This window comes from Nocardiopsis dassonvillei subsp. dassonvillei DSM 43111, from assembly GCF_000092985.1.
GTDB classification, from domain to species: Bacteria; Actinomycetota; Actinomycetes; order Streptosporangiales; family Streptosporangiaceae; genus Nocardiopsis; species Nocardiopsis dassonvillei.
In genome coordinates this window covers 665144-689982 of the sequence record NC_014210.1, presented here as the reverse complement: position 1 = coordinate 689982, position 24839 = coordinate 665144, and the positions used below count along the sequence as shown (strand labels likewise).

The window sequence follows — 24839 nt, the reverse complement described above, 5'->3', positions numbered from 1 at the left end:
CACAGGACATGTTTCCGGTGCTGATTTGGTAAGTCAATAACTCATGAATACTTGTTTTACAAAGTTACCGGGCGTTGACGGGACGCTCCGTGACCAGGACCTCGAAGAGATCGACGCGGGGCAGCGCGACGCCCTCGCCGCCCTTTTCCGCGACCGTCAGGTCCGTGTCGGCGCGCAGGGCGCGGGTGGGCTGGCCCGTCCACCACGGCACCCGCAGGCGGCGTCCGTCGACCGGCAGCGGGGTGCGGAACCCCTGGGGCACGGCACCGGAGTGGTTGACCAGGTGGACCACTCCCCCGGCCTCGGAGACGCCCAGGACCACCTCGACCTGCTCGGGCAGGTCGGTGTCGACCTCCACCGGGCCGCTGGCCGCGCGCAGCGCGGTCTCGACGAACACGTCGCGGTGCCCGCTCAGGCCCAGCTGGTGGTAGGCCCTGCCCGGCGTCCAGGGCAGCACGGCCACCCGGCCGCGCCCGTGGGCGCGCCACAGCGCGCCGGGGTGGTCGAGGAGGAGGTGGCCGTGGCACTTCTCGGGCGGACCGTAGGGGGCACGGGACAGCACGGGGAGGTCGGTGTCGGCGTCCGCGACGGGTTCGACCACGTGGAAGGCGCCCACCACGGGCAGGTCGCCCCCGCGTCGCGCGCCGTCTCGGCCGGGGCGGCGCAGGTGCAGCGAGCGCACGGACTCGACCGTGTCCCGGACCGCCGTCCGGCGCAGCACCGGTGAGCCCTCGATAAGGGAGGCGTCACCGTCGAACCCGCTCGTGCCGGTGGCGAGCACGCCGCCGCCGGCCTCGGCGTAGCGCCCCAGGGCGTCCACCGTCTCCTGGTCCAGCGGTCCCAGGTCGGGCAGGACGACCAGCCCGTAGTCCCCCAGTCGGCCCTGGCGGTCGACGTCGCGGACACGGGGCTCGGGCAGCACGTCGAAGGGGATGTGGCGTTCGAGGAGCGACGAGTACAGTCCCCGGAACTCGTGGACGGCCTCCTCCCACCGGGCGGGGGCGAGCTTGAGCGGGTCCGGCCGGACGAGGAGGACCCGGGCCGCGGACACCAGGTCCCGGTAGAAGCGCTCGTGGTCACGGTGGAACCGGGTCAGCTCACCGGCCGCGTCCAGGCACTCGTAGGTGACGTCGTCCGGGGTCCCCATGATGTACGTGGAGGGGTTGGCCCCCCGGGAGAAGGCCTGGACCAGGTACTGGGCGAAGTGGTGGGGCTCCTCGCCCGCCAGGCGGTAGGGCATGTCGACGAAGCCCACGGCGTTGGTGAGCACGGGCACCCCGGGCCGGTACGTCCGGGCCGCGCTGACGTGCTCGGCGGTCCGATGGTGCCACAGGGTCCGCCCGACCGCGTTGTTGGCCTCGTGGAAGACGATGTCGGCGCGGTCGCCGAGGATGAGCGGCGCCTCGGGGCGGCGCGCGCTGACGTGGTCGCGCACGCGGGAGGTCAGGTCGTCGAGCACCGCCTCGGTGAAGCGCTTCCACACCCGGTAGGTGGGGGAGGCGGGCCCGGTGGGCATCTCGACTCCGGGCGCGAAGATCGCGAACGCCCGCTGGCAGGGCAGGCAGTGGCACGTCCCCCGGTGGACACCGCTGTAGTCGACCTCGTTGAAGGACATCCAGTTGAAGAAGAACCCGTCCAGGGGGTAGCGGTCCAGGACCTCGTCGACCACCTCCAGGAGGCGGTGCTGATAGTAGTCCCCGCTGGGGCACACGCTGGTCAGGCCGTTGTAGACCTGCTGCGTCCCGTCGGCCCCCGTGAAGCACCACTCCGGGTGGCGTTCGGCCCGGCGGTGGTCGATCTTGGAGAAGTCCATCCTGGCCAGGACCCGCACGCCCCGCTCGCGTGCCGCCGCCACCGCGTCGCCCACGAGGTCTCCCGAGGGCCGCTGGTCCAGGGCGGGGTTGCGGGTCTGGAACTCCAGCTCCGTGGGGTAGTTGGACACGATGCCGCCGACGCTGAGGAGCCAGGCGCGCGCGCCGAAGCCCTCCAGGTAGTCCAGGACCCGTTCGACGTCGAGGGTCGCGTCGATCTCCCTGAGGTTGGTCTGGAACATCCGGAAGGGCCGGCGCCACCACAGGTCGTGCTCGTTCATGCCCGCTCACCCCGGATCCACGTGAAGCGGACGGCCTCCAGCAGGTCCGCGGAGTCCACGGTCACCTCGGCGCGCCCCGCGCCCACGCGCACCGGGACGTCGGACCCGGAGACCAGGAGGCGCGCGTCGGCGCCCACAGCGCCCTCCGGCAGGGCGACCGAGACCTTCTGCGCGGGCAGCGGGATGATCTCGCGCATGGGCCCCTTGAGTGCCATGGGGTTGGTGAGGTTGACGATCACCACGGCGACCGAATCCGGGTCCTCCCAGAGCGCGAGGTCGACCAGTCCGCGTCCGCGGACCCGGACCCGTTCCGGTTCCCCGAGGGCCCAGCGGACGGCGTTGGCGACGAGCGTCCCGTGGTCGGGTTGGAGCGCCTCCCAGAACAGGGAGCCGAGGTTGAAGGCGACGTAGACCGAGCGCCCGCCTCCGGGCAGCTCCCGGGTGACCAGGGCCGGGCTCGCGGGCTCCTCCCGCGGGTAGACCTCCTCCATCGGCAGGTCGGGGTAGTCGGGCACGAAGCGCAGGGGCACGCCGGTCCCCGGGCGGGCGGTCACACCGATGAGTTCGGTGCCGCCGATGACGCGCTCCGCTCCCCCGAATCCGTCCGTGGTGGGGTGCTCTCCGGTGAGCGCGACGTAGTTGTTCTTGACGGGTCCCCGCACCGGCATGCTCAGGTCCACGCCGAACACGTCGGCGAGCCCGAAGTTGGCCCGCGGGGTGCCGTACTCGTCGTCCAGGGAGGAGCGGTGGGCGGCCACGACGCTTCCCCCCGACTCGGTGAAGGCCCGGATCGCGCGGCACTGGTCCTGGCTCAACCGCTCGGCGTCGGGCAGGACGAGCACCCTGAACCGGCCCAACTCGCTCTCGGACAGGTTCTGCTCGGCGACGATCTCGAAGGGGATGCGGGCCTCGACCAGGGCGTGGTAGAAGCCGTCCTCGTGCGAGCGCCCCCTCTCGGGGCCTCCCGTCTCCAGGAGCGCCACGTCCGCCGTGATGCGGCGGCCCGCGAGTTCGGGCTCCAGGCGCTCGTGGAGCGCGAAGGCCTCGGCTACGGGGCGCACCCACCGCCGGTCGGGCACCATGCCGTTGAACTTGGTGAACCAGGGGAAGGCGCCCTGCGCGAAGCCGTCGACGATCCACATGGTGGTCTCGGCCCCGGGCGATACCGAGTCCTTCCAGCGGTGCTGGTGGTGCTCGGGACCGATGGAGGTGATGAGTCCGACCGGCCTGTCCCGGAAGACCGCCCGGCTGCGCTTGCCGTTGCGCCCGGCCGACCAGGGCGCCTCCACCCCGGAACGGCCCTGCTTGTCGATGAGGAAGAACGGGAAGTGCCGGGCCAGCATGCCGCGGTCGAGGTCGCGCGCGGCGATGCTGCCCAGGTTGGGGATGAAGCGGGCGTGCGGGCGGATGTCGCGGACCGCCTGGTCCCAGAGGCTCACCAGGTCGCTCAGCTTGCGCCTGCGCCACACCACGTAGGCGCGCCAGGCGGGGTCGGAGGTGTCCCCCTCCCGGCGCGGCAGGTCGAACCCCGTCTCGTCGCGGAAGCTGCGCAGCGCCGCCTCGCTGTAGGAGATGCCGTGGCCCTGCCAGCGGTTGGCGAAGACGGCGTCCACGTCGTAGCGGGTGACGATCTCGCGGGCGACCTCGGTGATGAAGTCGCGGTTGTACGGGCCGAACGGACAGGTCAGCCAGATACCGGGGTAGCCCCAGTGCTCCACCGGGCTGCCGTCGGCGGTACGCGCCAGCCACTCGGGGTGGGCGCTCGCGGCGTCGGCGTGGACGGCGTGGGGGTCCACCCTGGCCATGACGTGCATGTCCAGGCCGCGCGCGCCCTCGACCAGGGCGCCGAAGGGGTCGGTGTCGCCGAGGTGGACGCTGCGGTGGTGGTAGGGGACGTCGGTCGGGTAGAAGGCGACGTACCCGCCCGCGCTGATGCAGGCCGCGTTGGACCTGGTCTCGCGCATGACCTGGATCCAGAAGTCGGGGTCGAAGCGTCCGGGGTCGTTCTCGGTCAGCGTCAGCTGCGTCCAGCGCGTCGCGCCCAGATGCCAGTCGGCTTCGCGCGGCGCGCTGGCCGCGCTCCCGGGCCCGCTCTCCGTCACACCCTGTGCCATGTGGCTGGTCCTCTCGTCGGCTCGGCCGCCGCGGCCGCGGCTCGGCTCGCGCGCCGGTGGCGCTCCGCGACGGAGGCAGGACAGTATAGGCACATTGTCAGTCAAGATTTCAAGACTGACAATGTGCCTACGAATGTGCCTACGAGGGCCCCCCGATCAGTCCCGCGCGTCCGCGTCACGCCCCGACAGCCGCTCCACCTGCAACAGCAGCGCCGAGTGGTCGAGGGACCCGTGGCCCTGGGCGCGCAACGATCCCATCAGGGTCGCCGTGAGCGCTCCCAGGGGCAGGGCCACCCCGGCCTCGCGGGCGGCGGCCGTCACGATCCCGAGGTCCTTGTGGTGCAGGTCCACCCTGAACCCCGGGTCGAACTCGCGCGCGAGCATGGACGCGGCCTTGCGGTCGAGCACCGTGCTGCCGGCCAGCCCACCGGAGAGCACGCGTACGGCGCTGTCGCGGTCGACGCCGTGGGCCTGGAGGAAGACCAGCGCCTCGGAGACGAGCTCGATCGTCCCGGCGACGATCAGCTGGTTGGCGGCCTTGACGGTCTGCCCGGCTCCGGCCGGACCGACGTGGACGACCGTCGTGCCGAGCGCGTCCAGCACCGGCTTCGCGAGGGCGAAGGCCCGCTCCTCGCCTCCGACCATGATCGAGAGCTTGGCCTCGACCGCCCCCTGCTCACCCCCGCTCACGGGCGCGTCCAGGACCGCGACCCCCGCGGCCTCCCCGGCCTCGGCCACGGCGCGGGCCGTGTCGGGGCGGATCGTGCTCATGTCGATGAGCAGCGCGCCGCGGCGCATGTGCTCCAGGGCGCCGCCCCCGCCCAGGACCACGGACTCCACGTCCGGGGAGTCGGGCAGCATCGTGATGACGGCGTCGGCCCCGCCGACGGCGTCGGCCACCGAGGAGGCGGCGCGGCCCCCCGCTCTCACCAGCGGCTCCGTCTTCGCGGCGCTGCGGTTGTACCCCACCACGTCGAACCCGGCACGGACGAGGTTGGTCGCCATGGGGGCGCCCATGACGCCCAGGCCGATGAAGGCGATCGTTCGCACGCTCACTGCGGACTCCTTGGTCGATTCGGTGTCGGTCCGGCGGGCCGGACGGCCCGCCGGGGTGTGCTCTGCGGGTCGCAACGGCCGTCGCGGCCGGATCACGCCGCCTCGCCGGGCAGGCCCGGCAGGTCCGACGAGCGCGTCCAGCCGAAGGGGTGGGGTCCGTCGCCCGCGTGCTCCAGCGCTGTCCAGCCGTCGTACCCGCCCCCGGCCAGGTCCCTCACCCAGTCGCGCAGCGGGAGGCCACCCGTCCCGGGGGCGCCCCGGCCGGGCGCGTCCGCCACCTGGACGTGCCCGACGCGCCCCCGGTGCCGGGCGAGCGCGGCCGGGACGTCGTCGCCGTTGACGGCCAGGTGGTACACGTCGAACAGCAGGCCGAGGTTGTCCGCGCCCGTCTCGCGCTCGACCCGCTCGATCACCGCCACGGCGTCGTCCGCCGTGAGCAGCGGGTAGGACGGGGCGCCGCTGACCGGCTCGATCAGCACCGTGCCGCCGATCTCGGCCAGGGTGCCCGCCACCTCGCCCAGGACGCGCACGGCCGCGGCGTCCTGTTCGGCGTCGGACACGTCCGAGCGGCGGTTGCCGTACAGGGCGTTGAAGGACCGGCAGCCCAGCGCCTCCCCGATCCGGCGGACCACCGCCGCGTTGGCCCGCAGCTCCTCGGCGCGATCCGGCCAGGAGACCACGCCCCTGTCGCCGCCCGGCATGTCACCGGCGAAGAGGTTGAGCCCGACCAGGCGCAGGCCCGAGGCGCGGACCGTGTCGACGAAGGACTCGACCTCGGCCTCGGCGGGGACGGGCTCCGCGAAGGGCCACCAGAACTCCACCGCCTCGAACCCGGCTTCCCGGACCGCCGCCAGCCTCTCCTCGGGCGGCCGGTCCTTCATCATGATCGAACAGTTCACGGCGTAGCGGGGTGTGCCCACGGTTCTCTCCTTCACCACGGTGGGAAACCGGACGGACCTCTGACAATTGGTCCGACCACCTGACCGATGGTGAAGCTAAACGGGTACCGCGTCCCGTGTCAACGGGTCAGCGGCCCGGCCCGTCCGTCCGGTCCCGCGCGGAGCCCAGCTCGGTCAGCAGTCCCGTCTCGATCTCGCTCATGTGGACGGCCATCAGCTGCCGCGCCCGGCGGTGGTCGCGCCGCTCGATGGCGCCGAGGACCTGCCGGTGGTGTTCGAGGTAGTGACGCGCTTGGTCCCGGCGGCCGCGGGAGCGGCCCTTGAGCTCGCTCCACATGGGTTCGCGCATGAGGTCGACCAGGGTCCGCTCCAGGGCGAAGAGCACGCTGTTGTGCGAGGCCGCCGCCACCGCCAGGTGGAAGTCGGCGTCCACCGCCGAGGGGTCCGCGCCCTCTTCGAGCACGCGCTCCTGCTTGAGCACCAGGTCTTCGAGTACCCGCAGGTCGTTGGAGGTCCTCGCGGTGGCCGCGTGCTCGGCGCACACGGGTTCGAGGGCGGCCCTGGCCACGATCAGGTCGAGCGGGCTGTGCTCTCCGGCGACCGCGGCCCGGGCCCGGAGGGCGTTCTCCTCCGACCCCCCGTCGCCGACCACATAGGTCCCGCTGCCCACGCGGACGTCGAGCACCCCGGCGTGCTCCAGGACCCGGATCGCCTCGCGGACCGAGCCGCGGCCGACCTCGAACCTCTCGGCCAGCACGCGCTCCGCGGGCAGCGGCGTCCCGGGCGGGAAGGTCCCCGAACGCACCCCGGCGAGGATCTGGTCGACCACCGAGGAGTAGACCTTGGCGTGCTCGACGGCGCGGAAGACGGAACGGCCCTCCTGTGGCATCCGGCACACACCTTCCCTATACTCACCTGACCGGTCGGACCAATACGAGCCACAAATTACCAGAGCGTACGAAGGACGTGATGTTCGTGCCCGAGCGCGGGCGAGTACTCGTGAGCGGGCGCTTCGAGCCCGACGAGAGGGAGCGGATCCGCACGGCCGCCGCGGGCGTCCCGGTGGACTTCGTGGACGGGCTCGGTGACCGCACCGACCTCCTGGGGACGGCGACGGTCATCGCCGGAACCCTCAGCGGCGAGCAGTTGGCCCTCGCTCCCGCCGTGCGCTGGGTGCACAGCTGGGCGGCGGGGGTGAACAACGACCTCGCGGCCGGGCTGGACGCGCACCCCGCGGTCCTGACCTCCTCGGCGGGCAACGGCGCGGTCCCGCTGGCCGAGCACGCCATGATGCTCATGCTGATGCTGAACAGGGACGCCCCCCGGTGGGCCAGGGCCCAGTCCGAGCGCCGTTGGGAACGCTTCCAGCACGGTGAGCTCAACGGCCTCACCTGCGGGATCATCGGCCTGGGGAACTGCGGGCTCGACCTGGCGGCCAAGGCACGGGCCTTCCACATGCGGGTGGTGGGGGTGCGGCGCCGCACCGACCTGCCCTCCCCAGGTGTGGACGCCGTCCACCCTCCCGAGGACCTGCACCGCATGCTGGCCGAGTCCGACTTCGTGGTGGTCACGGCCCCGGACACGCCCGCCACCGAGCACCTCCTCGGCGAGGCGGAGCTGAGGGCGATGAAGGACACGGCGTACGTCGTCGTGGTCTCACGCGGCGGGATCGTGGCGGACGGGGCACTGCTGCGGGCCCTCACCGAGGGATGGATCGCCGGAGCCGGGCTCGACGCCCACGGCCGGGAGCCGCTGCCGCCGGACAGTCCCTTCTGGGACCTGCCCAACGTCATCGTCACCCCGCACAACGGGGCGACGACCGCCGCGACGCGGCGCCGGGGCGTGGACGTGTTCGTCGAGAACCTGGAGCGCCACGCGCGGGGCCGACCGCTGGTGAACGTGGTCGACAAGTCCGCCGGGTACTGACCCGGTCGGCGCCCGGTCCCGGCTCGCACCCGCAGAGACACACCGGCACGGGCACACCGGGCCCCCGGCCTCCCGCGGCGGTCCAGCGAGGCGGTCACTCCCGCTCGGCGTCCGGGTCCGGCGTCGCCTCCCCGGGCGGCCTGAGGCGGCTCGCGAGCCGGTAGTCGACGCGGATGTCCGTGTACACCACCCCGGAGCGGACGCCGTGGGGAAGCCCCGAGCGTTCGCTGCCGGAGGTGCCCTCGTGGTCCGGTTCCCCCCGGGTCCGGGACCTGACCTCCGGCACCTCTCCGAAGGTCAGTTCGTCCGCGGACACCGAGGCGCTGATCTCCACGTCGTACTCGGGCCCGGTCCGGTCGTCCACGGCCTCCCACCTCCCGATCTCCGAATGGTGCGCCCCAGGCCGCTCCAGGCCGCCCCGGGCACGGCGGCCACGGCCCCCGGCGCTCGGCTCCCCCGGCGCCCGGTTTCTCCACCGCCCTACTTCTCCGCCGTGTCGTCGGAGTCCTCCACGACCTCCGCGACGTCCCCGACGTCCTCCACGGCCTTCCCCGCGCCCCGGCCGACGCCCCGCGCGGCCTCCCCGGCGCCCCGGGCCACACCCTCCACCGCGTTCCCGGCTCCGCGGGCCACACCCTCCACGGCGCTCCCGGCTCCCCGGCCCACGTCTTCCACCGCGCCGCCCGCGCCCCGGCCCAGGGCTCCCACGGCCTGCCCCGCACCGCCCGCCACCTGGTCGAGCGAGGACTCCACCCCCCGGGTCACGTGCTCCAGGATCTGCGGGTTGGTGTCGATGGTCTGCAGGACCCGCGTGATGATCTCCCGGACGTTGTCGAGCTGGACCTTGAGCAGGGCCTGGGCCTCGACCCCCTTGAGGGTGAGGCTGACGCGGCCGAGTTCGACGTCCGCGCCCACCTTGAGCTTGAGCAGGTCCAGCACCTCGGCCTGGAGGGAGACGGAGGCCCGCAGGTTCTCGACCTCCAGTCCGATCTCGTCGACCTTGACCACCGGGACGTCGAGGAGCACGTCCGGGTCCTCGACCCCGGGGGCGCGGACCGGGCGTCCGGCCCCTGGGACGCGGCCGGTGTGCTCGACGCCCGGCTCGGAGGCCCGGGGCTCGGTGGCTTCGGGTTCGGGGACCTGAGGCTCGGCGGCTTCGGCTTCAGGGGCCTTGGGCGCGGCCGCCGGCCGCTTGGCCCGCGCGGGCCCCGCCACGGCCTCCCATTCGGTGGGCGCGACGTCCCCCCGGGCCTTGCCGCCTCCGCCCTTGGCGGACCGGCCCGTGCTTCCTCCGCTGTCCTGAGTACTCCGTTTCACCTTCTGCGCACCCTTCTGAACGGTCCGGACACGCCCCGGGGTCCCCGCCTCCCGGCGACGGCCCGCGCCGTCGGCCGTGTCGCGGACACCCGACCGCCCGTCCGATTTATTGCCGTTTGAGAGTTATGCGTGCATGTTCGCCCCATGTACCCCCGGCCGCCCTTCCAAAACGGTTCTCCCTGCTCAGGGCACCTTCGAGCCATCCCGAGCAGGCATCCGCCCCGCCTCCGCCGCCCGCCCCGCTGCCGGAACCGGTACGTCGGCGGGCCCGGGCGGGAGGCGCCCCCACCTGACCAGCTGCCGGGCGGGCACCGGCCGGTCCGGGCGCGGGGCCGTCCGGGCGCGGAAGGCGTGGGTTCGGCGTGGAAAGCGGTGGGGCCGCGGGGAAGGCGTGGAGTTCACGTGGAAGAGGCTGGGTCTGCGCGGAAGAGGCTGGGTCTGCGTGGAAGATGCGGGTTTTGCGTGGAAGCGCGGGGACGTCAGCCGGTGAACCACAGGATCAGTTCGCCGGAGTAGACCAGGACGAAGGCCGTAGCCACCACGGCCGCGGTCCCCGCGGCGAGCCCGAGGGAGCGCGGGCGCGGGGCGGGGCAGCGCCGGACCGCGGCCCATCCGAGGAACGCGGCGCCCGCGGCGATGGAGCAGGACCAGTAGACCGGGGACGTGGTGTCCGCGATGTAGAGGAGTCCGTACACCCCCTCGCCGACGAGCACGCCGCTCATGGCGCCCGCAGCCAGCGGGGCGAGGCGGGACCGCGTGCGCAGCGCGTTACCGCCCCAGCCGAGGACCGGCCCCACCAGGGCGGCGGCAGTCAGCCAGAAGAACGTCCCCCCTGGCGAGGCGGAGAATCCGCGCAGGACGGAAGCGATGTCGTAGCCGAGGACCATCGCCGCCAGCGACAGCGCGCACGCGATCGCCGAGACCCAGGGGCGCGGGGAGAGCATGCCGAGAAGGAAGGCGACCAGGCTCCAGCTCCCGGCCGAGTTCGCCAGCGGGGCCAGGCCGTGGGGGAGCAGTCCCTGCGCGTAGGAGGTCAGGAACCCCGTGAGGAGCCCCGCGCCGACGGCCGCGCCCAGAGGGGTCAGCAGGGCGCTCGGGGAGGCGGGTGCGGTCGCGGTCGCGGGCTTCTCCGTGTCTGCGGCCATGGTCTCTTCCGTTCCGTCGTCGCGTGCTCGCCACACGCGGGGCTGCCTGTCCTCACCGGGTTAACGCCGTGCTCCGCTCCCCCGGTTCACCGCTGGGAGGTCCGCCAACGGGCGACACCCGGTCCCGCTCCCCCACCGGTCTTCGGACTCCTCGTCGGGCTCAGACCATGCCGCCGTTGGCGTAGAGGATCTGGCCGTTGACCCAGCGGCCGGGCCCGGCGAGGAAGGAGACCACCTCGGCGATGTCCTCGGGGGCGCCGAGGTGCCCGAAGGGGTTCATCCCGGCCAGCCGCTCCACCTGCTCCTCGCTCTTGTCCGCCAGGAACAGGTCCGTGGCGGTGGGCCCGGGGGCGACGGCGTTCACCGTCACGTCCCGGCCCCGCAGCTCCTTGGCCAGTACCGGGCTGATCGCGTCCACGGCGCCCTTGGAGGCGGCGTAGGCCGCGTAGGTCGGCAGGGCGAGCTTGCCGACCGAGGTGGAGACGTTGACGATCGCCCCGCCCCGGCGGACCCTCCTGGCCGCCTGCTGGTTGACCACGAAGGTGCCACGGATGTTGGTCCGGTGCATGCGGTCGAGGTCGGCCAGATCGAAATCGGCCACGGTGTCCAGGAGCATGATCCCGGCGGAGTTGACCACGACGTCCACGCCGCCGAACCGCTCCTCGACCGCGTCGAAGGCCGCGCGCACGGCGTCCTCGTCGGCGACGTCGGCCCGGATCGCGACGGCGCCGCCGCCCGCGTCGGTGACCGCGGCGACGGCGGCCTCCGCCGCGGGGGTGTCGCCCGCGTACACGATCGCGACGTCCTGGCCGTCGGCGGCGAGGCGTTCGGCCACCGCCCGTCCGATACCGCGCGATCCGCCGGTCACCAGCGCCACACGCTGTTCGGTGCTGCTCATGATCGTCCTCCCGTCGGGGCGGCCTTCCGCCCACCTTTGATAACGCCGATAACACTAGTTCTTGATCGACGATAACACAAAGGTGATACCAGAATCCCGTTATCATCGATACATGGCTTCTCGCAGCGACAACCGGCAGAAGGTCATCGAGGCCGCCGCAGACCTTCTCAGGAACCACGGGCGTACCGCGGTCACCACGCGAGCCGTCAGCACCGCGGCCGAGGTGCAGCCCCCGACGATCTACCGCCTGTTCGGGGACATGGACGGCCTGCTCAACGCCGTGGCCGCGGACGGTTTCACCCGTTACCTGGCGCGCAAGGCGGCCCAGCCCGCCTCGTCCGACCCGGTGGAGGACCTGCGGGGCGGCTGGGACCTGCACGTCGGGTTCGGTGTGGAGAACCCGGCCCACTACCTGCTGATGTACGGCGACCCCGCGCCGGGCGGGAGCGGTGAGACCGCACGGGAGGCCCGGCGCGTCCTGCTCACGCTGGTGCACCGGGTCGCGGAGGCCGGCCGGCTCGTGGTCGGTGTCGAACAGGCGGCGGACATGGTGCACGCCGCGGGCATGGGCGTCACCCTCAGCCTGATCAGGGCGGGCTCCGACCGGCCCGACCTGTCGCTGTCCGTCAGGACGCGCGAGGCGGTCCTCACGGCGATCACGTCCGCTCCCGGCGCCGACACCGGTGTGGCGGCCGGTACCGGCCCCGGAGCCGACCGGGACCGCGAACCCGCGCGGCGGGCGATCGCCCTGCGCTCGGTCCTGGACCGGTCGCGGGCGGAGTTCAGCCACGGCGAGCGCATCCTGCTGGGCGAACTCCTCACCCGCCTGGCCGACGCGGAACCGGGGTCCCGTGACCTCTGACCCGCCCGGTCCCCCAGCCGACGGCGGCGGCACCGCGCAGGACACGGAAGCGGAACAACGGCGACGGCATGGCAACCGGCGGCACGTGTCGCGCGTGGAAGGAGAGGACACCGTGCGTGCCAGGCCCGGGAGCGCTCCCAACACGTTCCGTGACCACGGGACGCGTTCCCGGCTCCCGCCCGGGAGCGGAGGGCTCGACGGGGTCCACGGCCGGGACGACCGCTGTCGTCCCCGTCCGGCGCACCCCGGAGGAACGCTTCCCCGTTCTCCCGCGCCCCGCTCGTCCGCCCCTTCCCCACCAGTCCGCATTCCCCACCCGTACGAAGACTCCGGAACGGAACATCCGAGATGCCGAGAAGTCCCCAGACCCCCTCACTGCTCCTGAGAGGGGTCTGCGCCTCCACCTCCGCCCTCCTGGCCTTCGGGCTGCTGCCCGCCGCCCCCGCGCTGGCGGAGACCGCCGTCAACCCCGTGTCCGGCAACCAGGGCTTCCTCGTGGTCACCGAAGGCGACGCGGTCCTGGCGGGCAACGAGTCCGAGGGAGCCGTCGCGGTCGGCGGCGACCTCGTGTTCGGCGACTACAACGTGGCCGCCCACACAGCCGGTTCCCACACCGCCGAGGGGGACGAGCACCCCACCGCCCTCCTGGTGAACGGCCGGGTGGACTTCGGCGCCAGCGAGGGCGACCTCAAGGTGCTCCAGAGCGGGTACGTCAAGGTCGGCGCGGCAGCGGACGCCGACATCAGCACGACGGACCACAACGGCGCCCAGGTCAACACCGTGGTCGCCGGCCCCGAGGGCCGTGAGAGCACACCGCGGGTCTCGCTCACCGTCCGCCAGCCGCAGGAGTCCGTCACCGGCCCGGCCCTCGACGTCGCCGGGCTGTTCCCCGCCTACCGCGAGCGCTCGGCCGGACTCGCCGCGTGCGAGGGCGGGGTCGTCCCGCTGCGGACGGGCGAGGGTTCCGAGGCCCTGCCGCCCTTCGAGCAGGGCGCCAACGTCACCCTGCCGCTGGCCCAAGGCGCCCAGAACGTGTGGAACGTCGCCGCCGAGGACCTGGCCGCCCTGGAGGTCATCACCTTCGAGGACAAGCCCGGACCGGACGCGCCGCTCCTGGTCAACGTCGACACCTCGGGCGTGGGCGGACGGTTCGAGTGGCGCACCCCCAACATGGCCGGGATCGGGCTGGAGGAGGCCCGCTACGTGCTGTTCAACTTCGGGGAGGCCGCCTCCGTCACCTTCACCCCCGACAGCCGGACCCTGGAGGGCACCGTCTTCGCCCCCGACGCGAAGGTGAGCTGGCTGTCGCCGAGCAACATCGAGGGCAACGTCGTGGCCGCCTCCTTCGAGCACGGCTCCCTGTCGGCGGGCGTCGTCGGCAACGGTGAGCTGCACAACGGCGACTTCTCCGCGGAGCTGACTCCGTGCGGGCCCGGCGGGGGCGAGACCCCCGAGGAGCCGGGAGAACCCGAGCCGACTCCCGACGGTGAGGAGCCCGGGGCCCCCGAGGAGGAGCAGCCGACCGAGGCTCCCGTCGCGGAGGAGACGCCCGGCGCGGAGCCCTCCGCGTCCCCCTCACCCGAGCAGGCGGCCGGATCGGACGGCGGTCTGGCCGTGACCGGCGCGAGCCTGTGGGGGCTGGTCGGCGCGGCGGTGGTGGCGATCGGGGCCGGTGTGGCGGCCTTCGTGTTCACCAGGCGCAGGAAGTCCGGGTCCTCCGTCTGAGGGAGGGCCGCGGGAAAGGCGGCACGGGACCGGCCGCAGGTCCGGTGACCGGGACGCCGGCGGCGGGAGCCTCGGCGGCGGTCGGCACCGTCCGCCAGAGTCCCGCACGGGGGCTCCGATCCGGGTGATCGGGGCCCCCGGCGTTCACCGGGGCTCCTCGGTGTCCGGCGCCTCCCGCCCGTCCGGCTCGGGGTACTCCTCGCGGATGCGCAGCGCCAGCTCGCTGAAACCGCCCCGCTCCAGGACGATCACCTGTTCATGGACGAACTTCGCGCGTTCCCCGGCGTCCTCGAAGGAGTCGGCCAGCCCGCGCAGGATGGCCACCTGCACGTCGCGTTCAGCCGACTCGGGGCCTTCCTCGGCGGGCCACCAGTAGCTCTCGTACCCTTCTTCGTCGACGTCGCTGCCCGGGCCCGGGGACGGCTCGGGCCCGTCGTCCCCACCGAGGTCGAGCGGGTCGTCCAGCGGGTCGGGACCGCCGAAGGCGTCGAGGCCCCCGTCCACGGCCGGCGCCGAGGGGACCTTCGGGCGCGGGGAGGGCGAGGCGGTCAGATGCGGGGGAGGCGCCTGGCCGACCCGGGAGGGCGGGAGGTCCTCCAGCTCCTCCTCGGCGTCGCGGACGGCCTCGCGCAGCTCGCGGTCCTTGCGGAGGGCGGCCATGCGGCACAGCCGTTCGGCGTCCTCCTCCGGCAGGCGCAGGCTCACCTCCTCCGCCCACACCACGACCCCGGCTCCGGTGACCGCCGTCTCCACCGCGAGCCGGGCGGCCAGCTCGCACTCGGCCGTCCCGTGGTCGCCGGGTCGGACGCCGCGGGTCAGCCCGGACGCGCGGGTCACCACCGCCAGGACGGCGGGGGCGACCGGGTTGCGCAGGCTCAGGTCCACGTGGCCCTCCCACCGCCAGTGGACCACGGCGGAGAACACCAGGTCGTAGTCCCGCGCGGCGCTGGGCAGCGCGACCGGGCGGATCCGGGTGCCGCCGCGTTCACCGAAGGCGCGGAGCGTTCCGTCCTGTCCGCCGTGGGCCTGCGCGGAAGCGGAAGAGGCGTCGGCGGCGTCCGGAGCCGCCACGGCGGCCGCGGCGTCACCGAGGTGGGGGACGAGGGCGCCCAGCACCAGCACGGCCGGGATCCACAGCAGGGTCCACAGGCCGATCAGGGGGTACAGGACACAGGGCACCACGACCACGACCGTGGCGGCCGCCACGAGGTGCGCGCGGGTCAGGGGGGTGACGGGGGTGACGGTGTGCCTCCTCTCGCGGCGCGGTCGCACCGGACGGACCCGCTCGGGAGAACGGGGCTCCGCGGCGCGGCACGGTCCTGGGCGAACCGGCGCGATCCCTTCCGGCGACATCCGACAGTCTGCCCCAGATCCGGAGCGGACGCGTCACGAACCGGTGCACACGCCTTACGAGCACGTCACATCCACCGGACGGGCCCCGTGATCCGGGCCCCGAGCCGCACGTTCCCACGCGTCCCACGCGTCCCGTGAGCCCCGCCCTTGCGAGCGTTCCCCGGCACCCCGGCGGGACGCGCCGCACCAGCGGAAACCACGGGCCACGACACCCCGTGTGAGCCCCCCGACGCACCCTCCCGGCACGCCTACGAGGCGCTCACACCACCGGAGACCAGGGCCCCGCGAGCCCCCGGAAAACCACCGCCCCGCCGACGGTTCCCGAACCCGCCAGGCGAACACCCGACCAAGGGAACGTGTCGCCCGCACCCCTGTTGGACGAACACCTGCCACCGTGTCGGCTCCGGGGTCGCCTCGGGTCTTCGAAACGGCACAGAATGCGATCATCCCCCGCGACTCACCCCCCGGACCCACCCTCGTCGCCGAGCCCGCTCTCGGAGCCAGCCCATGTTCTCAGCACCCGCCCGGACCGGACGCCGTTTCCGGCCCGAGGTCCAGGGTCTGCGCGCCGTCGCCGTCCTCCTGGTCCTCGTCTACCACCTCAACCCCGCCCTGCTACCGGGCGGTTACGTCGGCGTCGACGTGTTCTTCGTGATCTCCGGCTTCCTCATCACGTCGCTGCTGTACCGCGAGGCCACCGAGCACGGCAAGGTGTCGATCGGCGGCTTCTACGTGCGCCGCATCCGGCGCCTCCTGCCCGCCGCGACGACCGTGCTCCTGGTCACCGGCGCGGTCGCGCTCTTCCTGCTGCCCGTCACCCGCCTGGTGGACACCGCCTGGCAGCTGGTGGCGTCGGCCGCCTACGTGGAGAACCTCTACCTGGCCCGGCAGGCGGTGGACTACCTGGCCGCGGACGACCCGCCCAGCCCCGTCCAGCACTTCTGGTCGCTGTCGGTGGAGGAGCAGTTCTACCTGGTGTGGCCGCTCCTGTTCGTGGTGTGGTCCCTGGCCCGGCGACGCTGGCGGGCCTCCGCCGGGACCCTCACCGTCCTGCTGGGCGCGGTGCTGGTGCTGTCCCTGGCCTGCTCGGTGCTGCTGACCTCGCGGGAGGCGGCCTCGGCGTACTTCCTGCCGACGACCCGCGCCTGGGAACTGGCCGTCGGCGGCCTGCTCGCGATCGGGCTGGCGCACGGCGGCCTGCCCCAGCGCTGGCGCGCGCCCCTGGGCTGGCTCGGCCTGGTCGCCATCGCCGGTTCCGCGGTGGCCTATGACGACGCCACGCCCTTCCCCGGCTGGGCGGCGGTCCTGCCGGTCCTGGGCAGCGCGGCGGTGATCGCCGCCGAGGACTCCCCCGTGAGGCTGTCGGCGTCCCGGCTGCTGAGCACCGCGCCCGCCCGGTGGATCGGCGACGTGTCGTACTCGCTGTACCTGTGGCACTGGCCGCTGATCGTCTTCGCCCTGGTGCTGCTGGGGCGGGAGAGCCTGGGCGCGGTGGAGGCCCTGGCGGTCGCGGCCGCGGCCGTGCTGCTGGCGTGGGCGACCAAGGTGTGGGTGGAGGACCCCGTGCGCGACCGTGGCCTGGTCCGCCGCGGCCGCTCCGCCCTGGCCGTGGCCACGGCGGGCGTGGTGACGGTGGCCGCGGTGAGCGGCGCGGTGTACGTGCGGGCCGACCAGGAGCGGTCGGTGACCTTCGACCCGGCGGTGCACACCGGTCCCGCCGCCCTCGGCCAGACCGCCGACGCGGGGCCGCTCTACCCCTCCCCCGTCAACGCGGAGGACGACGTGCCCACGCTGTACGACGACGACTGCCAGGCCTCGCACTCCGAGACCGACCCCTCCGACCCGTGCGTGTACGGCCCCGAGGACGCCACCCAGGACGTGGCCGTGCTCGGGGACTCGCACAGCGCCCAGTGGGTCACCGCGCTGGAGGGGATGGCCGAGGAGCGGGGCTGGCGGCTGCACCTGTACACCAAGTCCTCGTGCGCCTTCACCGACACGGTGATGAAGGGCCCCGACGGCGGCCCGTACACGGCGTGCAGCGACTGGAACCGCGCGGTGATCGGCGAACTGGAGGAGCTGCGGCCGGACCTGGTGTTCACCAGCTCCTCCACCGCCAGCGACCCCGCCGAGGAGACCACCCCGGAGGAGGACCTGGTCGTGGTGGCCGAGGGCATGGGTCGTCTGTGGGAGGAGGTGGCGCGGGTCAGCGGCGAGGTCGTGGCGCTGCGCGACACCCCGCGCGCCCGCCGGGACGTGGTGGAGTGCGTGGCGGCCAACCTGGAGGACCCCTCACCGTGCGAGCGGTCCGAGCGGGACGCGCTCCAGGACGCCGACCCGCAGGAGATCGCGGCCCGCGAGTCCGGGGGCGAGGTGCACTGGGTCGACCTCACCGACCGGTTCTGCGTGGACGGCGGGTGCCCGGCGGTGATCGGCAACGTGATGGTCTACCGCGACTCCGGGCACATCACCAGCACCTACATCGACCTGCTCACCGATGACCTGGCCGCGAGAATGGACGAGGCGCTGGAGTCCTGAGCGCGCCCCGCGCGGGCAGCGCGGAAAAAGCGCGAAGCGGCGCGGAATATCCCGCGATGGCGCCTTTCCCCGCATGAAATACCCCTTTTCTCATGAAACGAGAAAAGGGGTGTTTTTCTTGGCCGATGTCGCAGTATGAGCAGTTCAAGCCGGTTCTGCGCGCACGGAGAACACCCACGGACACGCGCGAAACCAAAAGGCCCGTGTTCTCCCCGTCAACGCACGCATGAGGGGTATGCTCGTGACCCGAAACGGCCGCACAGGGAGAACACGGGAAATCCCCGGCCGTGAAAGGCGGAGCCGATGCAGGGACACGAAGCGACCGGGACCGGCGGGGCGGTAGCGATCACCGCCTCCGGCCCCAGAGGAGCCGCGTGAACTGACCGGCACCGCCTCCGGGGCCCGCCGCCCACCCCCCTCACCGGACCGTACGACCACGACCACACGAGGGGAGCGGGATCGCACGATGCCCTGGGACGCACAGGAACGCACACGCTACGAGGACGAGGTGCTGGTGGCCGCGCGCGCCCACGGGCTGCCCGCGGACCTGTTCACGCGCTACGGTGTCGAACCCCGCCTGGAGCTGCGGCTGTGCGCCGATCCGGCCGCGTTCACCGAGCACGTCAACGAGGTGTGCGCCCACTGGCGCGCGCTCCGGAGCAGCCGCCGCTCCCTGGGGGAGGTGCTGGACGAGCTCATCGCCGAGCACGAGCGGCTGGAGGGCGAGGGCGCGCTCACGCACGCCCACTTCCGGCAGGTCCGCGCCGACGAGGCCCGACGGGTCCTGAGCGCGTGGTCCGAGATCGCCGGGGGTCTGACCACCTCCCTCCTGGACCGCGACACCCTCCGGTCGATGATCGCGCCGGTGGGCGTCACCGAGGCCGACGCCGAGCGCGTCCTGCTCGAACACGACGTGCGCGTCGTGGACCGGCTTCCCGAACTGGACGACGCCCCGTCCGAGGACACCCTGCGCGCCCTGCGCGGACACCTGCGCGCCCGGGGCGTGCCCTTCTCCCCCATGGAGGTCTTCGGGGAGCAGCGCCTGGCCGAGGGGTTCACCGTGCTGGACGGCTTCCGGCTCCACGACGGCACCGCCCTGGACAAGGCCGCCCTCGACGAGGCGGTCCAGCGCGTACGGCTGGAACCGGAGTCCGAGGGCAGGGCGGCGGCCGAGAACGTGCTGGAGATCCTGCGCGCCGAGGGCGACCGGGCCGACGCCCTCGTGCTGGGGGAGATCGTCGGCGACCTGCGGGAGCGCCCGGAGTCCCTGAACGAGTCCGGGCTGGCCCGGCACTGGGTCAGCCGGGGGCTGGCCGAGGAGGAGGCGCTGCTGCTGTCCGCGGCCGTGCGGCGGTCCGCCTCCGGCGCCGACGCGCCCGCACGGGCGGAGCGCGACGTGCACGACCTGCTCGCGGACAACCGGCTGCGCCAGGCGCAGGAGGCCGCCGAGGACCTGCCCGAGGACCACGACCTGCACGAGCGCCTGCGCGCGCGGATGCAGCAGGTGGAGGAGCTGACCGCGCAGGCGGAGCGGGCGCTGCGCGCGGGCGACCGGGAGGAGGCCGCCCGGGCCCTGGCCGCGGCGGCGGACGCCGCGGCCGACGACGAGGCGCTCGCCGCCCGGCTCGGCGAGGTGGCGACGCCGCCGCCGCGCGGTGTGGAGGCCCGGGTCGACGGCCGGAACGTGGTGGTCTCCTGGCAGCCCGGCCCCGCTCCGGACGAGTCGGTCACCTACCGGGTGACGCGGCGCACCGGACGGGACGGGAGCGCCCGCGAGGCGCTGGTGGGCGAGTCGTCGGGAAACGAGGTCACCGACACCGGAGCACCCGTGGGAGCTGAGGCGCGCTACGCGGTGGTGGCGGTGCGCGACGGCCTCGGGGTGTCGGAGGAGGCGTCGTCCGCGCCGGTGATGATCGCGCCGGAGGTCTCCTCGCTGCGGGTGCGCGCCGGGGAGCGGTCGGTGTCCGGCTCCTGGCAGGCCCCGGCGGAGGCGGTGCGCGTGGAGGTGCTGCGCGGTGTGGGGGCGCCGCCGCGCGGCGCGGGCGACGGCGTGCGCGTGGAGACGGACGGGTCGGGGTTCTGCGACACCGACGTCGAGATGGACGTGGAGTACCACTACCGGATCCGCGCGGTCTACGTGACCTCGAACGGGCACGCGCGGGGGTCGGCGGGGCTCGTGCGCCGGGCCAGCCCGGGTCCGTGCCCGGAAGCGGTGCGGGACCTGTCCGTGGTGCCGGACGGCGGCGCGGACTTCCGGGCCTCGTGGACACGGCCCTCCCGGGGGAGGGTCGTGCTGCGGGTCGGGGAGGAGCCGCCCGAGTGGCCTCTGGGCACGGTGCTCGGCCCCGACGACCTGGAGTCCTACGGCCGTGAGGTGGCCCAGACCCCGGTGGCCGACGACGAGGGGTCCTCTGAGGGCAGGGAAGCCGACAGGAGCAGCGGAACGGGTGTTCGCGCGGGCGCGGGCCGTGCCTCGGGGCCGCCCCCGGGGTCGGCGAACGGCCACGCGGACCCCGGGCGCGGGGGGACGCCCGGCGAGGAGAGGGAGGGCGTGCGCGTACTCGGGCCCGGGGAGAGAAGCACGGGCCACACCCGCACCGCCCCCGTCCAGGACGCCCGCGCCCCGCACGCGCCGCGCGCCGGCGCCGCGGCGCCCGAGGGGGGCAGGGCCCGTCCCCGTGAGGGCGCGTTCCGCGACACGGGCCACCCGCGCACCATGCCATCCGAGGAGACAGGGGCCAGCCCCCGTGAGGGCGCGTCCCACGTAACGGACCAGCCGAACACAGTGCCCTCGGAGGAGGGCGGGATCCGCTCCTCTGAGGGGGCGTTCCACGCCGCGGGCCACCCGAGCACAGCGCCCTCCGAGGAGGACGGGCACGGGGGGACCGAGGGCATCCGCGTCCTGGGTCCGGGCGAGGGGAGCCCCGCCCGGAGCCGGGACGCCGACCACGGCACGGGTGCCCGACGCGGAGGCTTCGCGGACGAGGGGGGAGAGGGGGTCCGGATCCTGGCCCCCGTTGAGCGGCCCCCGGGGCGGACCCGGACCGTTCCCGGCCAGGACGCCCGCACACCGCACGCGCCCTCCAGCGGTTCCGCGGCGCCCGGAGGTACCGCGGGGGACCGTGCTCCCGCCCCCGCCGAGGGGCCCGGTGAGCGCATCCGCAGTGTCGGAAGGCACGCCAGGCTCTCCCCCGCCGCGGAGTCCCCGGCACCGGCGGCCACCGGGGTGGGGGACGGTGCCCTCGGCACTTAGTAAATACCAGGGTCTTATCAGACATAAGGGGCATTTCTCTCTGCGGAGCGTTCGTACCCTGGACGTTCCCACGCCGCCTCTGCGGGGGCTCTGGTGTGGAAGACGGGCATCGCTGCCGTCTCGTGGGGGCACGGGTCGGCACTGACCACACGGGGGTTCGGTGAAGATCGCCTATCTGATCAACGACATGTACGGCATCGGCGGAACCGTGCGCACCGTCGCCAACCAGGCGGCGGCGCTGTCCGCCCGGCACGAGGTCGAGATCGTCTCGGTGTTCCGGCACCGCGCCGAGCCCGTTCTGCCCGTACCCGCGCAGGTGCGCCTGCGTCCGCTCGTGGACGTGCGCGGGTACGACGGCGACCAGGGCACGGGGACGGACGGCCGCCCGCTGTACGAGGGATCGGAACGGGCCGGTGTACCGCCGCTGCTCTTCCCGCCGGAGGACGCGCGCGGTCCCACACACAGCCGTCTGACCGACGACCGGCTGGAGGAGTACCTGGCCACCACCGACGCCGACGTGGTGGTGGGCACCCGGCCTGGGCTGAACGTGGTGATCGCCCGGGCCGCTCCGAGCCGGGTGGTCAAGATAGGCCAGGAGCACCTGACCTACGACCAGCACTCCGAGCCGCTGCGCCGGGTGATGGAGGAGACCTACCCCCATCTGGACGCCTTCGTGACGGTGACCGAGGCCGACGCGCGCACGTACCGGGAGCGGATGCCGATGCCGCGGGTGCGGGTGCTGTCCATCCCGAACTCGGTGCCCGCGCCCGCGTTCACCGCCAACGGGCACAACAGCCGCACGATCGTGTCCGCCGGGCGGCTGGCCCCCAGCAAGCGGCACGACCTCCTGGTGCAGGCCTTCTCCATGGTCAGCGAGGACTTCCCCGAGTGGACGCTGCGGATCTACGGGCGCGGCAACCGGCGTGCGGCGCTGGCCCGGCTGGTCAACTCGCTCGGGCTCCAGGACCGCGTGTGGCTGATGGGCGCGCACCCGCGCGTGGAGGAGGCCTGGGCCCAGGGTTCGTTCGCGGCGGTGACCTCCAGTGAGGAGCCGTTCGGGATGACGATCGTGGAGGCCATGCGCTCGGGGCTGCCGGTGGTGAGCACCGACTGCCCGCACGGCCCGGCGTCGATCATCCGCGACCGCGAGGACGGGCTGCTGGTGCCCAACCGGTCCGCCCCGGGGATCGCCGACGGGCTGGCCCAGCTGATGGCCGACGACGAGCTGCGCCGGCGGATGTCGTCCGCCGCGCTGACCGGGTCCGAGCGCTTCGACCCGGCCAACGTCATGCTGATGCACGAGGAGCTGTTCTCCGACCTCTCCGGCCACGAGCTGCCTCCGCCGCCGGTGTCGGTGCCCGCGCCGCGCCCCGAACCGGCCGCCGCCTGCCGGGTGCGCGTGGACGGGGACGGGGCCGCGGTGCTGTCGTTCACCGACCCGCCCGACCGGGTGGTGCTGACCCTGGAGGGCAAGCGGGTGGAGCTGGAGCCGGACGGCGGCGACGTGGTGGTGGACGCCGCGCGCGGTCGGCTGGCCGCGCGCACGTGGGAGGTGCTGCGGCTCGACGGCGACCGGGAGACCCCGGTCCACGACGTGGAGATCCGCCAGCACGGCTTCCCGTTGGACCCGGAACGGGTCGGGCGCCTGTCCCTGGTGCTGCCCTCCCGTTCAGCGAAGGGCCGCCTGGTGCTGCACGTGCGGCGCTCGGCGCACCACGCCGAGGTGGAGCACGTGGAGTCGGCCGACGGGCTGATCACCGTGCAGGGCCGGGTGCTGGGCCGCGACGCGCCCGACGCCCACGCGCGCCTGGCGGTGCGGCTGCGCACGTCTCCCGGGGCCCTGCGGGAGTTCTCCGCGCCGGTGGCCGGTGACGGCCGTTTCACGGCGGTGGTGGACCCCGAGGTCGTGGTGCACGGCCGGTACGGCGAATCGGAGAAGTGGGAGCTGCGCCTGGTGCTCTCCGACGGGACCGAGTGCACCGTGGGGCGTCACCTGTCCGGTGTGGCGGGCTACCAGAAGATCATCCGGTACCCGGACCAGAAGGTGGAGCGGGGCGAGGGGTTCGGTTCGCGGGTGCGCCCCTACTACACGGTCAACGACCGGCTGGGGCTCGTGGCGTCGCCGCTGGCTCCCACCCTGGAGGTGGACCTCGTGCGGGCGAGCCCCGCGGGGCGTGGCGCGGGTCGCCTGCGGTTCGAGGTGCGTCTGGCCTCCCCGCTCCCGGAGGGCGCGGAGTACGCCGTGGAGGTGGTGCGCGGCACCGACGTGGGCCGGCGCTTCCCGCTGCGGGTCGAGGGCGGCTCCGCCTCCGGCGGCCGTCTGGTGGGCTCCCTGCCGCTGCTGACGGGGTCGGGGTACGGCGGCTCCGGCGCGATCCGGGCCACGTGGCGGCTGCGGCTGCTGGCGGGGCAGCCGGGGGCTCTGGGGCGCCTGGGCGCCACGGCGGTCCCGGACAGCACCTCGCGCCGCTGGAGCCGCGGCCCGTACGTGCGCTCGGCGACCGTGACGCCCCTGGGGTCCGGTGACCTCCAGGTCACCGTCGCCGACGTCCACGCGTGGGAGGCCGTCCGGCGACGGATGCCCTGACCGGGGAACGCCCTCAGGCCTGCCCGGTGCGGATCATGCGCTGGGCCAGGCTGAGCCGGTCCAGCAGCCAGTCGGGCAGGTGGTCGGCGCCGCGGGGGAAGTGCTGGATGTCCTGGTGGAAGTTGCGGGGGTCGGGTTCGACGTCGAACTCGGGCGGGGCGTCGTGGTCGAAGTGCGCCCCGATCTCCCGCGACTCCTGCACCGTGAAGCGGGCGGTGAACCACGTGCCCTTGCCCGGCTGGTACATGCCGGTGCGCAGCCGGTCCAGCAGCCGTCCGACCTCGGGGAGGAGCAGGTCCCACTCCGTGCCGCCGTCGGGTCTGCGCACGCTCACCCGTGACGAGGAGATCCCGAACAGGCCCCGGTAGTCGACGACCACCTCCGTCCAGGGGCCGTGGACGGCGTCGAGGGTGCGGTCCACGATCTCCTGGACGGTGTCCATCATCTCCTCGGGGGTCATGTCCCCCGGGGACATCCGTGCCCGCGACTCGGGACGCGAGGCGATGAGCAGGCTCCAGGGAGACCCGCCGTCCTGCGTCTCGGGTACGCGGTCTCCCTCCAGCCGGTCCCGCAGCCAGGCGGGGACGTGCTCGTCGTCGCGGGGGAAGTGCTCCAGGTCGAGCAGGTAGCTGGCGTCCTCCCGCGGTTCGTCGAAGTGCGGCTCGTTCTCGTAGTCGTAGCGGACGCGGTAGCTCGCGGGCCGGTCGATCTCGTAGTAGGCGGTGTACCAGGTACCCGTCCCCTCGGCGTACATCCCCGTGCGGATCTCCCGCAGCCGCTCCAGGGTGGACAGCGGAGGAACCCAGCCGCTGCTGCGCCCGCCCTCGAACATCACCTCGAAGAGGGCCGTCTCGCAGGCGCCCAGTCCGGAGTACACGAGCCGGAGCTTGACCCAGTCGTCGGGGGCCGCCCGGAGCAGGTCCGTCCCGATCCTGCGGAGGAGCTCGTCCTGTTCGACGGGGGTCATCGCTTTACGGGCGCTCATGTCCTCGCCTTCGCTTCTTCTGCGGTGGAATGGGTGCGAATCCGACCACGCACCACGACTCGACACGCGTCGGACAGGGTCCATCCTCCCTG

Annotated in this window: 17 protein-coding genes; 6 read left to right on the top strand and 11 right to left on the bottom strand. The window is 73.7% G+C overall.

All coding sequences use genetic code 11. The features are described 5' to 3' along the window. Positions 1-64: 64 nt before the first annotated feature. From NDAS_RS02810 to NDAS_RS02790, 5 genes are all read right to left on the bottom strand, one after another. Positions 65-2092 (bottom strand): alpha-amylase family protein, encoded by a 2028-nt coding sequence (locus NDAS_RS02810; RefSeq protein WP_013151611.1) that lies wholly within the window; start codon positions 2090-2092, stop codon positions 65-67. Beyond that, positions 2089-4206, bottom strand: coding sequence for an alpha-amylase family protein (locus NDAS_RS02805; protein WP_013151610.1), 2118 nt, complete (start codon positions 4204-4206; stop codon positions 2089-2091). Before NDAS_RS02805 ends, NDAS_RS02810 begins: the two co-directional genes overlap by 4 nt. 156 nt (positions 4207-4362) lie before the next feature. Continuing rightward, the gene (locus NDAS_RS02800) at positions 4363-5358 is read right to left on the bottom strand and encodes a 2-hydroxy-3-oxopropionate reductase (RefSeq protein ID WP_255418203.1); all 996 of its coding nucleotides are present in this window, start codon (positions 5356-5358) and stop codon (positions 4363-4365) included. Further along, entirely contained in the window at positions 5355-6182 is an 828-nt protein-coding gene (locus NDAS_RS02795; RefSeq protein ID WP_013151608.1) for a hydroxypyruvate isomerase family protein, read from the bottom strand. Before NDAS_RS02795 ends, NDAS_RS02800 begins: the two co-directional genes overlap by 4 nt. 106 nt (positions 6183-6288) lie before the next feature. Continuing rightward, positions 6289-7050, bottom strand: a complete 762-nt coding sequence (locus NDAS_RS02790; protein ID WP_013151607.1) for a FadR/GntR family transcriptional regulator — start codon at positions 7048-7050, stop codon at positions 6289-6291. Positions 7051-7130: 80 nt separating this feature from the next. On the opposite strand from NDAS_RS02790, the gene NDAS_RS02785 reads away from it, so the two are divergent. Further along, entirely contained in the window at positions 7131-8087 is a 957-nt protein-coding gene (locus tag NDAS_RS02785) for a D-2-hydroxyacid dehydrogenase (protein ID WP_013151606.1), read from the top strand. A gap of 94 nt (positions 8088-8181) precedes the next feature. On the opposite strand, the gene NDAS_RS02780 is transcribed toward NDAS_RS02785, so the two are convergent. The 4 genes from NDAS_RS02780 to NDAS_RS02765 form a co-directional block, all read right to left on the bottom strand. Next, positions 8182-8451, bottom strand: coding sequence for a hypothetical protein (locus NDAS_RS02780; protein ID WP_013151605.1), 270 nt, complete (start codon positions 8449-8451; stop codon positions 8182-8184). Between the two features lie 116 nt (positions 8452-8567). Continuing rightward, complete coding sequence (locus tag NDAS_RS02775) at positions 8568-9404, bottom strand: hypothetical protein (RefSeq protein WP_013151604.1); 837 nt, start codon at positions 9402-9404, stop codon at positions 8568-8570. 479 nt (positions 9405-9883) lie between these two features. Beyond that, positions 9884-10549 (bottom strand): DUF6518 family protein, encoded by a 666-nt coding sequence (locus tag NDAS_RS02770; protein WP_013151603.1) that lies wholly within the window; start codon positions 10547-10549, stop codon positions 9884-9886. Positions 10550-10709: 160 nt separating this feature from the next. After that, complete coding sequence (locus tag NDAS_RS02765) at positions 10710-11447, bottom strand: SDR family oxidoreductase (RefSeq protein ID WP_013151602.1); 738 nt, start codon at positions 11445-11447, stop codon at positions 10710-10712. A 112-nt stretch (positions 11448-11559) separates the two neighbouring features. Here NDAS_RS02765 and NDAS_RS02760 point away from each other — a divergent pair, with 112 nt between their 5' ends. Continuing rightward, complete coding sequence (locus tag NDAS_RS02760; RefSeq protein ID WP_013151601.1) at positions 11560-12309, top strand: TetR/AcrR family transcriptional regulator; 750 nt, start codon at positions 11560-11562, stop codon at positions 12307-12309. 348 nt (positions 12310-12657) lie between these two features. Further along, positions 12658-14034, top strand: a complete 1377-nt coding sequence (locus NDAS_RS02755) for a choice-of-anchor A family protein (protein ID WP_013151600.1) — start codon at positions 12658-12660, stop codon at positions 14032-14034. A 144-nt stretch (positions 14035-14178) separates the two neighbouring features. Here NDAS_RS02755 and NDAS_RS02750 read toward each other — a convergent pair whose 3' ends face one another. Next, positions 14179-15306 (bottom strand): hypothetical protein, encoded by a 1128-nt coding sequence (locus NDAS_RS02750; protein ID WP_013151599.1) that lies wholly within the window; start codon positions 15304-15306, stop codon positions 14179-14181. Positions 15307-15894: 588 nt separating this feature from the next. On the opposite strand from NDAS_RS02750, the gene NDAS_RS02745 reads away from it, so the two are divergent. From NDAS_RS02745 to NDAS_RS02735, 3 genes are all read left to right on the top strand, one after another. Next, positions 15895-17922 (top strand): acyltransferase family protein, encoded by a 2028-nt coding sequence (locus NDAS_RS02745; RefSeq protein WP_013151598.1) that lies wholly within the window; start codon positions 15895-15897, stop codon positions 17920-17922. Positions 17923-18388: 466 nt separating this feature from the next. Continuing rightward, positions 18389-21175 carry a fibronectin type III domain-containing protein gene (locus NDAS_RS02740; protein ID WP_013151597.1) on the top strand — a complete coding sequence of 929 codons (2787 nt, stop codon included), beginning with the start codon at positions 18389-18391 and terminating at the stop codon, positions 21173-21175. 160 nt (positions 21176-21335) lie between these two features. After that, a complete protein-coding gene (locus tag NDAS_RS02735; RefSeq protein WP_013151596.1) occupies positions 21336-23762 on the top strand; it encodes a glycosyltransferase family 4 protein in 2427 nt (808 codons plus the stop codon). Between the two features lie 13 nt (positions 23763-23775). Here the strand turns inward: NDAS_RS02735 and NDAS_RS27595 are convergent, their stop codons facing one another. Next, positions 23776-24747 (bottom strand): hypothetical protein, encoded by a 972-nt coding sequence (locus NDAS_RS27595; RefSeq protein ID WP_013151595.1) that lies wholly within the window; start codon positions 24745-24747, stop codon positions 23776-23778. Positions 24748-24839: the final 92 nt, after the last annotated feature.

Excerpts from the sequence above, each read along its gene's own strand:
- NDAS_RS02810 (WP_013151611.1), bottom strand. The coding sequence starts at position 2,092 with ATGAACGAGCACGACCTGTGGTGGCGCCGGCCCTTCCGGATGTTCCAG.
- NDAS_RS02765 (WP_013151602.1), bottom strand. The coding sequence starts at position 11,447 with ATGAGCAGCACCGAACAGCGTGTGGCGCTGGTGACCGGCGGATCGCGC.
- NDAS_RS02770 (WP_013151603.1), bottom strand. The coding sequence starts at position 10,549 with ATGGCCGCAGACACGGAGAAGCCCGCGACCGCGACCGCACCCGCCTCC.
- NDAS_RS02755 (WP_013151600.1), top strand. The coding sequence starts at position 12,658 with ATGCCGAGAAGTCCCCAGACCCCCTCACTGCTCCTGAGAGGGGTCTGC.
- NDAS_RS27595 (WP_013151595.1), bottom strand. The coding sequence starts at position 24,747 with ATGAGCGCCCGTAAAGCGATGACCCCCGTCGAACAGGACGAGCTCCTC.
- NDAS_RS02790 (WP_013151607.1), bottom strand. The coding sequence starts at position 7,050 with ATGCCACAGGAGGGCCGTTCCGTCTTCCGCGCCGTCGAGCACGCCAAG.
- NDAS_RS02785 (WP_013151606.1), top strand. The coding sequence starts at position 7,131 with ATGTTCGTGCCCGAGCGCGGGCGAGTACTCGTGAGCGGGCGCTTCGAG.
- NDAS_RS02805 (WP_013151610.1), bottom strand. The coding sequence starts at position 4,206 with ATGGCACAGGGTGTGACGGAGAGCGGGCCCGGGAGCGCGGCCAGCGCG.
- NDAS_RS02745 (WP_013151598.1), top strand. The coding sequence starts at position 15,895 with ATGTTCTCAGCACCCGCCCGGACCGGACGCCGTTTCCGGCCCGAGGTC.
- NDAS_RS02740 (WP_013151597.1), top strand. The coding sequence starts at position 18,389 with ATGCCCTGGGACGCACAGGAACGCACACGCTACGAGGACGAGGTGCTG.
- NDAS_RS02760 (WP_013151601.1), top strand. The coding sequence starts at position 11,560 with ATGGCTTCTCGCAGCGACAACCGGCAGAAGGTCATCGAGGCCGCCGCA.